Annotated in this window: 12 protein-coding genes; 8 read left to right on the forward strand and 4 right to left on the reverse strand. The window is 36.4% G+C overall.

Annotated features, from left to right (window positions below; translation table 11 throughout):
• Positions 1-211 precede the first annotated feature (211 nt).
• From rnr to tsaB, 6 genes are all read left to right on the forward strand, one after another.
• Entirely contained in the window at positions 212-2,365 is a 2,154-nt protein-coding gene (gene rnr, locus JO178_RS12460; protein WP_291936036.1) for a ribonuclease R, read from the forward strand.
• 224 nt (positions 2,366-2,589) lie between these two features.
• Positions 2,590-3,276 (forward strand): LysE family transporter, encoded by a 687-nt coding sequence (locus tag JO178_RS12465; protein ID WP_291936038.1) that lies wholly within the window; start codon positions 2,590-2,592, stop codon positions 3,274-3,276.
• Positions 3,273-4,202, forward strand: coding sequence for an LD-carboxypeptidase (locus JO178_RS12470; protein WP_291936041.1), 930 nt, complete (start codon positions 3,273-3,275; stop codon positions 4,200-4,202). Before JO178_RS12465 ends, JO178_RS12470 begins: the two co-directional genes overlap by 4 nt.
• A gap of 38 nt (positions 4,203-4,240) precedes the next feature.
• Positions 4,241-4,612, forward strand: a complete 372-nt coding sequence (locus tag JO178_RS12475) for a YraN family protein (protein ID WP_291936045.1) — start codon at positions 4,241-4,243, stop codon at positions 4,610-4,612.
• A 94-nt stretch (positions 4,613-4,706) separates the two neighbouring features.
• Positions 4,707-5,456: an SDR family NAD(P)-dependent oxidoreductase gene (locus tag JO178_RS12480; RefSeq protein WP_291936048.1), complete on the forward strand. Its 750-nt coding sequence runs from the start codon at positions 4,707-4,709 to the stop codon at positions 5,454-5,456.
• 77 nt (positions 5,457-5,533) lie between these two features.
• The gene (tsaB, locus tag JO178_RS12485; protein WP_291936051.1) at positions 5,534-6,205 is read left to right on the forward strand and encodes a tRNA (adenosine(37)-N6)-threonylcarbamoyltransferase complex dimerization subunit type 1 TsaB; all 672 of its coding nucleotides are present in this window, start codon (positions 5,534-5,536) and stop codon (positions 6,203-6,205) included.
• A gap of 69 nt (positions 6,206-6,274) precedes the next feature.
• Here tsaB and JO178_RS12490 read toward each other — a convergent pair whose 3' ends face one another.
• The 4 genes from JO178_RS12490 to JO178_RS12505 form a co-directional block, all read right to left on the reverse strand.
• Complete coding sequence (locus JO178_RS12490; RefSeq protein ID WP_291936054.1) at positions 6,275-8,869, reverse strand: tetratricopeptide repeat protein; 2,595 nt, start codon at positions 8,867-8,869, stop codon at positions 6,275-6,277.
• Between the two features lie 87 nt (positions 8,870-8,956).
• Positions 8,957-9,511, reverse strand: a complete 555-nt coding sequence (locus JO178_RS12495; protein ID WP_291936057.1) for a Maf family nucleotide pyrophosphatase — start codon at positions 9,509-9,511, stop codon at positions 8,957-8,959.
• Positions 9,512-9,521: 10 nt separating this feature from the next.
• A complete protein-coding gene (locus JO178_RS12500) occupies positions 9,522-10,040 on the reverse strand; it encodes an HAD hydrolase family protein (RefSeq protein ID WP_291936061.1) in 519 nt (172 codons plus the stop codon).
• A complete protein-coding gene (locus JO178_RS12505) occupies positions 10,030-10,779 on the reverse strand; it encodes a Rossmann-like and DUF2520 domain-containing protein (RefSeq protein ID WP_291936064.1) in 750 nt (249 codons plus the stop codon). Before JO178_RS12505 ends, JO178_RS12500 begins: the two co-directional genes overlap by 11 nt.
• A 203-nt stretch (positions 10,780-10,982) precedes the next feature.
• On the opposite strand from JO178_RS12505, the gene JO178_RS12510 reads away from it, so the two are divergent.
• Both JO178_RS12510 and JO178_RS12515 read left to right on the forward strand, forming a co-directional pair.
• Positions 10,983-11,534, forward strand: a complete 552-nt coding sequence (locus tag JO178_RS12510; protein ID WP_291936067.1) for a sigma-70 family RNA polymerase sigma factor — start codon at positions 10,983-10,985, stop codon at positions 11,532-11,534.
• 17 nt (positions 11,535-11,551) lie between these two features.
• Positions 11,552-12,088 carry a hypothetical protein gene (locus JO178_RS12515; RefSeq protein WP_291936070.1) on the forward strand — a complete coding sequence of 179 codons (537 nt, stop codon included), beginning with the start codon at positions 11,552-11,554 and terminating at the stop codon, positions 12,086-12,088.
• The last annotated feature ends 2 nt before the right edge of the window (positions 12,089-12,090 follow it).

Genomic DNA, 12,090 nt, shown 5'->3' on the forward strand with positions numbered 1-12,090 from the left:
GGAACGGTTTATAATGCAAAAGGAAGATTTGCGGAAATATCAGATTCTAATGAAAAAATAATTTCGGACAGTGATGGAATAACTTTATTTTTATTCGTTGAAAATAATAAAGTAGCCGTTTCTCTCAATGAAAAGGATTTTTATTTTAGATGTAAGAATTCAAAAATTGAAGAGATTTCGGGTTCGGAATATAACAATTAAAAAAATTAAAATGCCAAAAAAAAGAAAATATATAAGTCATAAAAATGATTTAAAAATGATGGAAATCGGGAGACTGATTCTCCGTTTTATGAATGCAAATTCATCAAAAATTTATAATTATAAGCAGATCGCTGACGGAATTGATTATAAAAATCCGAGACAAAGAGAGCTCGTAATCCAGGCGCTTCATAAACTTCAGGGTTCTGAAAAGATCAAAGAAGTGGAAAAAGGTAAATACATCGTGAATCTGAAAATTGCCGGAACACTCTCGGGAATTATCGATTTTAATCAAAGTGGTAATGCCTATGTCAATGTTGAAGGAATGGAGGATGATATCTTCATCCATGCGAAAAATGTGAAGGATGCACTACAGGGAGATAAGGTTCTTATTATAACTTATCATTATAAAGGAAAGAAACTGGAAGGCTCCGTTTTGGAGGTTTTGGAAAGAACAAGAACGGAGTTTGTAGGAACTTTTCAAAAGGTTGCCCACAAGGATTTCGGGTTTGTAGTTTGTGATAAAAAATCAATCAATACAGATATTTTTATCCCAAAAAGCAAGTTCAATAATGCAGAGGATGGTGATAAGGTCATTGTAAAAATGACAGAATGGAAACCGGGTGATAAAAACCCTGAAGGGGAAATTATTCAGGTACTGGGTGCTCCGGGTGAACACGAAACGGAAATCCACTCTATTCTTGCTGAATATGGTTTGCCTTATGAGTTTCCACAGGAAGTAGAACTCGATGCAGATAAAATTGACAGAAGAATTACAGATGAAGAAGTGGCAAAACGATGGGATATGCGTACAATCTGTACGTTTACGATAGACCCTAAGGATGCGAAAGATTTTGATGATGCATTATCAATAAGAAAATTGGAAAACGGAAACTGGGAAATCGGAGTTCATATTGCCGATGTATCCCATTATGTAGTTCCGGGAACTATTCTTGATGATGAAGCTTATCAGAGAGCAACTTCCGTATATCTGGTAGACCGTGTGGTTCCGATGTTACCGGAAGTATTGAGTAATGATGTTTGTTCTCTTCGTCCGAACGAAGATAAATATACGTTCTCAGCAGTTTTCGAACTGAATGATCAGGCAGAAATTCAGAAGCAATGGTTCGGAAGAACAGTGATTCACTCAGACAGAAGATTTACTTATGAGGAAGCTCAGGAACGTATTGAAACAGGTGAAGGAGATTTAGCCGAAGAAATCAATGTTCTGGACAGACTGGCTAAAATTTTACGTAACGACCGTATCAGAAAAGGAGCCATTACTTTTGACAGAAGTGAAGTAAGGTTCAATCTGGATGAAAATAATGAGCCAATCGGGGTATACTTTAAAATAAGTAAAGATTCCAATCACCTGATTGAGGAATTCATGCTCTTAGCTAATAAAAAAGTATCTGAATTTGTATCCCTGACAAGAAAAGGTGAGATCACCAACAATACATTTATTTACAGGGTTCACGATGATCCGGATCCTGCGAAACTTGAAGCATTGAGAGATTTTGTCTCAACTTTCGGATATACCATGAATCTGGCCAATACCAAAAAAGTGGCAGAATCATTGAATAAACTTCTTCATGATGTGAAAGGCAAAGGAGAAGAAAATATGATTGAAACACTTGCGATGAGAAGTATGAGTAAAGCGGTGTATTCTACAGAACCTATCGGACACTATGGTCTTGGTTTCGCTTATTACAGCCACTTCACCTCTCCTATCCGTCGTTATCCGGATTTGATTGCCCATCGTCTTCTTCAGCATTATCTTGACGGAGGAAAATCGCCTAATAAACCTGAACTTGAGGAAAAAGCAAAACACTGCAGTTCCATGGAAAGATTAGCAGCTGATGCAGAAAGAGACTCCATCAAGTATATGCAGGTTAAATTCATGGAAAAACATCTGGGAGAAACTTTCAGTGGTGTTATTTCCGGAGTGGCAGAATTCGGATTCTGGGTTGAAATTCCTGAAAACGGTGCCGAAGGTCTGATCAAACTTAGAGATCTGGTAGATGATTCCTATATGTTTGATGCGAAAACGCATGCGGTATACGGAACAAGACACGGGAAAAAGTATCAGCTGGGAGATGTTGTACAGATTAAAGTGGTAAAAGCTAATCTGATTCAAAAACAACTGGACTTTAAGGTGGTTGATTAATCATAAAAACAATCATATTCTAAATAAAGAGGTTGCCCGTGCGGAGCGGCCTCTTTTTATTTTACCTCATGTCTCTCCCGGTTCCTGCTTCTATTCTTAAAAAACTTATCTGGAATCTCCGGTTAAATCCGGTTGATATATAACATCTTTATTGAATAATTAAATCATAAAGTATAACTTTGTATAAAACGAAATGGAAAATCTTTCATTTTAAATCATATTAAATGCTAGAACTTGTACTATCTGCCATCATATTAGGATTCATGCTGAGTCTGGTTTTTATTGGGCCCATATTTTTCCTGTTAATTGAAACCAGCTTTTCCAGAGGACCGAAACATGCTCTATCGTTGGATCTTGGGGTAATCAGTGCAGATTTATTGTGCATTGTAGCGGCTTATTATGCCAGCTCTGATATCGTCACATTAATTGACAAACATCCCGGGTTTTACAGGATCACTTCCATTCTTATTTTTATTTACGGGATTGTGATGCTGGTAACAAAAACCAAAATGCATATGCCCGGCGAAGAAAAGATCATTGGCCAGAACTATATTAAAACTTTTTTTAATGGTTTTTTCTTTAATCTTTTAAATGTTGGAGTCATCCTTTTCTGGCTGGTAACGGTAATTTCCGTAAGGAATCAATATCCGGACACCAGCAGTTTTATTTTATACATTAGCATAGTACTGGCTACTTACCTTTCTATAGACCTTGCTAAAATATTTCTTGCCAAGCAATTTCATGATAAACTTACCCAGAAACTGGCGAATCAGATCAGAAGAGTGGTTGGCGTAATTCTTATTATTTTCAGTTTCTTTATCTTTTTACAGAGTTTTAAAAAGTTTAATCAGTTTGACAGACGACTGGAAGAAGCCGAAAAGAAAGAAATTAAATACCAAAAAGCAAAATGAAAAAAAGTATCTTTCCATCTTCCCTTAAAAAAGGGGCTAAAATAGCCGTTATTTCACCTGCCGGAGCTGTAGATCCTACACAACTGGAAAAGGGAATAGAAATGATTAAAAACAGAGGATTTGAACCCGTTCTGGGGAAACATCTTTATACAAAATTTTCAAACGGTTACAACTATGCCGGAACGGAACAGGAAAGAATAAAAGATATCAACTGGGCTTTAAATGATAAAGAAATCGGAGCAATATGGGCTTCACGGGGCGGCTATGGCTGTCAGCATCTGATCCAGCATCTTAAGCTGAAAGGTTTTACGGAACATCCGAAATGGTATATCGGGTATTCTGATAATACGGTTATACAAAGTTATCTGCTGAAAAAAGGATTTGTATCTGTTCATGGGCAGACGATCAAGACTTCCAGCTTTGGTGTAACGGATGAAAGCTATGATTTGATTTTTGATATTCTGCAGGGCAAAAAGCCAAAATACAGCCTGGAATCGCATCTGTTGAATAAGAAAGGTAAGACTGAAGGAGAATTGGTAGGAGGAAATTTGGCCCTTATCTATGCTCTTCTGGGAACTAAATACTCTTTTGATTTCAAAGATAAAATCCTATTTATCGAAGATATCGGAGAAAACTTTTATGCACTGGACCGGATGATTATGAGTCTGGAGCTGGCCGGTGTTTTTACCAAAATTAAAGGACTTATCGTAGGTGGAATGACCAATATGGGAGACGAAAAAGACAATAAAAATTATGAGGAAAGTTTTGACGAGTTTGCTTATACCCTGATCTCAGAAAGGATTGCAAAATATGACTTTCCTGTTGTTTTTGGCTTTCCCAATGGGCATATTAAAGATAACAGACCCCTTCTTATCGGAGGGCAGATTAAATTAAAAGTGGAGACTAAAGTAAAGGTCGATTTTTAAAGCCTCTACCCTAGCCTTCTGATTATATTACCGAAAGTATGGCAACACACAACGATTTTGGAAAAATAGCAGAAGACATGGCAGCCGATTATCTTTTGAAAAACGGCTATAAAATTCTTGCCAGAAACTTTCGTTTTCAGAAAGCGGAAATCGATATCATTGCTGAAAAAGACCATCTGATGATCATTGTTGAAGTAAAAGCAAGATCTTCGGATGTATTTTTACTTCCTCAGGAAGCGGTCACCAAAACCAAAATCAGGTCCGTTGTTTCTGCTGCCAATCATTATCTGGAAGAATTTAATAAAGACCAGGAAGTAAGGTTTGATATCATTTCAGTTCTTCCTGATGAAAACAAAAAATTAGTCATTGATCATATTATCGATGCTTTTCAGGCATGGGATGCCAACTGATAATAAATGGATCAGTATAAGAATCCCATCATGTAATCCTGTCATCATATCCCTGCGGCGATACCGATGCATTTATAGTAAATAAAACAATTTTATGAAAACAATACTCATCACAGGGGCTACTTCCGGTATAGGAAAATCTACCGCCGAGCTTCTTGCTCAACAAGGAAACAGAATTATTATTTGCGGAAGAAGAGCTGATGCGCTTCAGACTTTAAAAACTAAGTTGTCTGAATTTACCGAAATATTTAGTTTAATGTTTGATGTGAGAAACCTGGAAGAAGTGGAAACTGCCATTAGTTCTCTTCCTGAAGCATGGAAAGATATTGACGTTCTGATTAATAATGCCGGTAATGCACACGGGCTGGATCCTCTTTCTTCCGGGAAGACCGATGACTGGGATTCAATGATTGACGGGAATGTAAAAGGACTTTTATATGTTTCTAAAATGATTATCCCATCTATGAAAACTAAAAATTTAGGTCATATTGTAAACATCAGTTCTGTGGCTGCAAGACAAACCTATGCGAATGGTGTTGTCTATTGTGCCACCAAAAAAGCAGTGGATGTTATTTCAGAAGGGATGAGGCTTGAGCTTACAGAATTTGGAATTAAAGTAACGAATATTCAGCCGGGAGCTGTGGAGACCGATTTCTCACTGATAAGATTCAAAGGGGACAGCGAAAAAGCAGCAAATGTGTATGCGGGATATGAAGCATTAAAAGCAGAAGATATTGCGGATGCAATTGCTTATTGTGTAAATGCCCCAAAACACGTAACGATTTCTGATATGACGATTTATCCGAGTGCTCAGGCAGAGCCAAGAACAATCTATAGAAAATAGTCTCAAAATAAAGAAGTAAATTTGCAGCATATTATCAGAAGTATTTTACTTTTTATCATTTAGCCTAAAACAAGACAATGAAAATCTTATATCTTGAAACCTCTTCTAAAAACTGTTCAGTAGCCATTTCAGACAATGAAAAACTATTATGTCTGTGTGAAGAAGTTTCTGAAAATTATAAACAGTCTGAAAGCCTTCATACTTTTGTTGAGTGGGCTCTGGAAGGAGCGGGTATTTCAATGAAAGAAATTGAAGCTGTTTCACTGGGGAAAGGACCCGGCTCTTACACCGGATTAAGGATTGGGGCAGCCTCTGCAAAAGGTTTCTGCTACGGACTGAAAGTACCATTGGTTGCAGTAAACTCTTTAGAAAGCATGATAGAGCCTTTTTTAGGCACTCATTATGATTTCATAGTGCCTTTAATCGATGCGAGAAGAATGGAGGTTTATACGGCCGTTTATGACGGCAGGACAGGGGAGGAGCTCTCAGAAACAATTGCCAAGATATTAGATGAGACTTCTTTTGAAGAGTTTAAGAATAAAAAAGTTTTGTTTGTGGGAGACGGTGCCACCAAGGCAAAAGATATTCTGAATCTTCCGCAGGCAGATTTTAAAGAAGATGTTTATCCTTCCGCACAATATCTCATTAAGAAATCCCTGGAAAGAATAGAAAAGAAAGAATTTGAAGATATGGCTTATTTTGAGCCGTTTTATCTAAAAGACTTCCATGGTGTAAAAAAGAAATCTTAAGATTCTCTATACACCGGAAAAGGATAAGAATATAAAAAAAGCGAAGACTCAGTCTTCGCTTTTTCTTTTTTATTGAGGTCTTGGAGGAGCAGTTGAATTTGAACTGTTTTCATTTCCTCTTTTCTTTTTTTGTTGCTGGATATTCCCTGCAGGTACAGCACCTTCTGATAAGTTAACCTGATTCTGTTGAAGCGTATTGTTTCCGGGTCTTTTCGGAGCGCCGTTTTGAGCGGGAGAGGACTGATTATTATTCTGAAGCTGGTTAGGCTGATTGGTCCCCGGCTGCATCGGAACAGCATTTCCTTTTTGATCCGTAGCCTGGAAACTAAGATCACTTTTAAGATAGTTCAGCATTTCTTTGGCTCTTACTCCCTCAGGTGTTTTAGAGTAATTCAGAGCAATTTGTTCAAGCTGAAGAATCATTACTTCTTTTCCGCTGGATTTTCCTGCATTGAAAGCATTTAACAGATAAAGTTTAGGAACCAGTGCATCTTTAGGAAATTTTTGAATGGTCTGGTCTATCGTAGTTTTACTTTCTGCAAATTTTTCAGCCTCATATAATGCATAGGCTTTCTTATATTCGTTTTCAACATCTTCTGTAGATTTTACAAACGAAACATTTTTAGGGTTTCTGGCAAATTCTGCATAGGATGTGTACGGATAGTCTGTCAAAAGAATCTGTTTTGCCCGGTCAGACGCCTGAGGATTTTTTTCATAATTCATGGCAAAGATTTCGTAAAGTGCCTGAAGCATTACTTTTTCTTCAGGTTTTACATCTACAAGATCATACAGCGTTTTGGTAGCCAGAGGAGTATTGGTAAAATAATTCTGATACATAACCCCCAGACCTAAAGAAGCAGTATCTCTGTCTTTCTTCAGCTGGGCCAGTTTCCCCTGATCGGTTGGAATCTGTTCGATATAATAAGCCGGTTCAAAACGTCTTGGGTTAGGAGCAGAGGTTACCCCTAAGGCCTCGTTTTTCATATCTTCAATAGAAGTCATTTTTTTTGAAAAACGCCAGTTATCAACAAGAGCTCTGTCTCCCCAGACCTGCTTAAATGATGAGGTTCCTTTGCTTACTGTTCCTGTATTACTAAAGTAAAAACCTTTTGTAGTAACACCGAAATCTTCAAAAGCATTGGCATTGTTTGCAAAAATAGAATTGGCATTGTAATCTCCTGTATCAAAACCCTTGCTTCTTTCTGCTCGTTTTCTTTCCAGTTCTTCTTTTTCTTCTTTTGCCTTTAATTTAGCAATATGTTTGCTGAAAAAATCGGTTCTTTGAGCATCATTCATTTTAGCTAAAGAAAGAATACTGTCATTTTTTTTGATCAGATAATAGTTTTTAGAGATTTTTTTGATGTATTCGGACTGGTCTTTCAATAAAATCTTAGAAGGCTCATAAGTCATTACAGCCAGTGCTGAATCATAATAACTTCCCGCCCCGATATAATCATTTTTTTCAAGATAGCTTTTTCCTATTTCGTAATAGGCCAGCCCTCGGATCTGAGGATCGGAAACCTTTTCAAATAAAGATTTTCTGAAAAATTGCTGCGCTTCTTCTTTTTTTCCTGCCTTATTGGCCATTAAACCTAACGCATAGTAAAATTCATTCTTTCGGGATCCGTAAGTTCCTTTTTTACTGATTCCTTCAAGATAATTTTTGGCTCCGTTATAATCACCTTTACCATTGAACGTTTTGGCGATGGCAATCTGTGATTTTACTTCAAATTCAAAATCATTGGCATATTTATACGCTGCTGCAAAGCTTTCTCTTGCTTTGTCATTTTGCCCGAGATTTTCAAGAACCTGACCCCTTAAATAAGCAATCCGGCTTTTCAGTTTTTTATTGGAATTAAGCTCAAAAGCTTCATCAAGTTCTTTTGCTGCATCCTGAGTTTTACCTGCATCCAACAGAGATTCCGAATAATAAATGCTTAAAAGTTTTGCATAGGATTTATTGATGTCCTCTCCCTTAAGTTTCTCAAATGTCTCATGAGCTCTATGATAATCCTTGATTTTATCATAGGCCAACCCCTGATAAATTCTTGCCAGCGGAAGCCTTTTATCATCTTTCATGTGAGTGAAAACGTAGTTCAGAGCATCCAGAGCGTCCAGAGGTTTATTTCGGTAAATTCTGGCCTGAGCAAGAATCATATAGGCTTCAAAAATCTGTTTGTTTTTCTCTTCTCCGTTTCTGATCACTGAATATTTATTGATCGCTTTAAGCGCTTTAGCTTCTGCAATTTCCAAAGTAGTAGCGCCTTTATTCTGATCTTCATCCTGATTGGCCTGTGAATTTCCGGTCATTCCCGGAATATTAGGAATACCGGGATTATTTCTTCCTGAAGATTTATTGCCGGTATTGGCTACTTCAGCCATTTTCATGGAGTTTTCCGCAAAAGCCGCAGATTGGCCAAGATCACTTCCCAGAGGTTGTTCTTCATACGTGAGAATAGGAATATAAGGAGCATAAAAATTGTCCTTATGTCCTTTGTCCCGTGTCGTAAATTCACTGTTCAATGCATCTTTGGCATTAAAAAGAGTATTATAATAGGTGTAAAATCCTTTCAGCATCTTGGATCGTTGTTCCGGCTTCTTTGTTTTGGTAGCACAGGAAGCAACAAATAATATTACGAAAAGGAATAATATATTTTTTTTCATTATTCAATATAACTCGCTAATTTGCTTTTTATTATCGATTGATTGATCAATTTTGTAAAAATAATAAAATTTTATAATGAACAATATTTATATTTTTTGCAAAATTTTATACACCAGATGAGTAGGAAGGCCCATAATCGTATAAAAGCTTCCGTTTATATTTTTGATCTTAGCCATTCCAAGCCATTCCTGAATACCATAGCTGCCGGCTTTATCAAAAGGTTGATATTTCTGAATATAAAATTCTATTTCGCCGTCTGTTATTTCATCAAAGGTGACATCAGCGACATCTGTTTCAGTAAATACTCTGTCCTGGGTCTTTATTGTAATTCCGGTATATACCTGATGGGTTTTTCCTGAAAGATGGCGAAGCATATTTTTGGCATCGGTTTCATCTGCAGGTTTTCCCAGGACCTTATCTTCTATGGCTACCACCGTATCGGCGGTAAGCAGAATTTCATCAGGAGATAAGCTTCTGAATGTATCCGCTTTCAATTGAGAAAGATAAGCCGCAGCTTCTTCAATTTTAATATCAGCAGGAAGAATTTCTTCACAATCTGTTTTTACCACTTCAAATTCAAATCCGAGACTGGTAAGCAATTCTTTTCTTCTTGGCGATTGCGAGGCTAATAGTAATTTCATAAACTAAAGATTATACAGATTGGGTATTATCATCATGCCAGTTTCCCTGAACTTTCATCACCTGTTCTATAACATCACGTACAGCTCCTGTTCCTCCTTTTTTGGGAGAAATATAGTCAGAAATTCCTTTTACTTCAGGAACTGCATTTTCAGGACATGCCGCAATCGCTGAGTTTTCCATAATATGAATATCCGGAAGATCATCACCCATAGTCAGAATTTCTTCATTTTTAAGATTATATTTCTTTTTGAAATCTTCAAAATCAGCAATTTTGTTGTGTGATTTCGGGTAGTAATCCTGAATTCCGAGATAGTTGATTCTATGTTTTACCATTTCGTCATTTCCACCGGTAATAACGCCTATCAAATAATTGTTTTTTAAAGCTTTTACGACAGCATATCCGTCCAGAACATTCATTACTCTGCACATATTTCCTCCCGGCATAAGATAAACACTTCCGTCTGTAAAAACACCGTCAACATCAAATACAAACGCTTTAATATCTTTTAATTTCTCTTTATAACTCATACATTTTCTGAATAGAATGATTCATTGTTTTATAAATTTCAAGACTTTCGCCTTTTAATAACTGTTCATGCAATTGTAAAATCCTTATGTCGTTTCTTACGGCCGGACCTGTTTGTGCCATTTTAGGCTCTATTTCATAGATCTTCTGTACGGTCTCATTAACCAGCGGTAAAAAATAATCAAACGGAATCTCCTGAGAATCAGAAATTTCTTTTGCTCTTGAAAAAAGATGATTGACAAAATTACACGCAAAAACAGCTGTTAAATGAATATATTTTCTCTTTTCATAAGTACTTTCCATTACATTTTCTGAGATCTTGGAAGCGATTTCAAAAAGAAGGTCACGGTCTTCATTATTTTCTGCTTCAATGAAAAACGGAATTTTCTCATATTCCAGATCTTTGGACTTTGAGAAAGTCTGCAACGGATAAAAACTTGCCTTTCTGTACGCTCCGGAAAGAATTTCTTTAGGTAACGATCCTGAAGTATGAACAACAAGACTTTCTTTTTTAGTGATTATCTTAGAAACCTCTTCTACAGAATGATCACTTACACAGATGAGATAAAGGTCTGCATCTTCCAGCTGTTTTGAAGAATAAGGGATGTTCAACTCCTCAGAAGTTTTCCTAAGCTCATTTTCATTTCTGCCAAAAATCTGAGCCAAAGAAATTCCTTTTAAAGTGAATGCTTTGGCCATATGATAGGCAACATTTCCGGAACCGATGATTACAATTTTCATATAACAAATATAAGATTTTAAGATGAGCAGGAAAAAGAAAGAAGAAGGAGAGAAATCATAAATTAATGATGGGCACACTTATTGCCTGTAGTCTAAGGCTTATGATCTAAGTGTCTCATATTATTTTGGATATTTAGGTGAAAAATTGAGTGAATAATTTAACTTTCAGTTATTTTTGTAATCCAAAACAGTGAAAGCATCTTATGAAGATTAAGGACGCGGAAATTATTTCGTTGATGCAAAATCCACGGACCCAGGAAAAAGGAGTCCGTGCCTTGATGGATGCTTATCAAAGCAGATTGTATTGGCACATAAGAAGAATTATTGTGGACGGAGATCTTGCTCAGGATACTTTGCAGGAAACATTTATTAAAGCTTATCAGAATTTTCATCAGTTCAAAAATGACAGCCAGCTGTATACCTGGCTTTATAGAATTGCTACCAACGAAGCGCTACAGCAGGTCAACAAAATGAATAAAATGAAAAAATCTGATGAAGATGCGGAGTATCATATGCAGAATCTTGTCGCCGATAATACCGAAGGTGATGCCGAAGAAATACAAATCCTGTTACAGAATGCCATACAAAGCCTGCCTGAAAAGCAGAAACTTGTATTTATGATGCGGTATTATGATGATTTGCCTTATGAGGAAATTTCTAAAATTGTAGATATGTCCGTAGGAACACTGAAAACAAATTATCACTATGCCAAACAGAAAATAGAAGATTTTATAAAAGAAAATTACGAAAGATAATTTTTGAAAAAACAGAAATGAAAGAGTTCGATATAGAAAAATTAGAACGTAAAAACATTTACAAGGTTCCTGATCAATTGTTTGAAAACATTCAGGATAGCGTCATGAATGAGATAAAGACAAGTAAAAAAGCACCTGTCTTTAAACTGAACTGGATATATGCAGCAGCAGCCTCTTTAGCTTTGATTTTTGGGATGACTTATGTTTTTAATTCTGATCAAAATTCAGTTGAAAAAGGATTAACTTCAAATGCAGGTTATACCATTCATAAAGGGGAGCCTAAAACTGAAGGCGAACTCGCTTATGAGACATTAAAATCTGATTTAACTTCTGTTGAAAATAATAATCAAACAGTTGTAAATCAGAATACTGGGAGTGTTGATGCCTATAAAAACGAAAATGAAAAAACAATAACGTCACCTAAAGCAGTGAAAGTAGTTACCAGACAAGATGAAACCAAAATGAATGATTATCTGGATTCATTCTCTAATTCTGAAATTGCAGAACTAGCTAGTAACTCAACTCAAGACGTTTATTTGGACTTATACAATTAATA

It is taken from the genome of Chryseobacterium sp. (assembly GCF_019236175.1).
Taxonomy (GTDB): domain Bacteria; phylum Bacteroidota; class Bacteroidia; order Flavobacteriales; family Weeksellaceae; genus Chryseobacterium.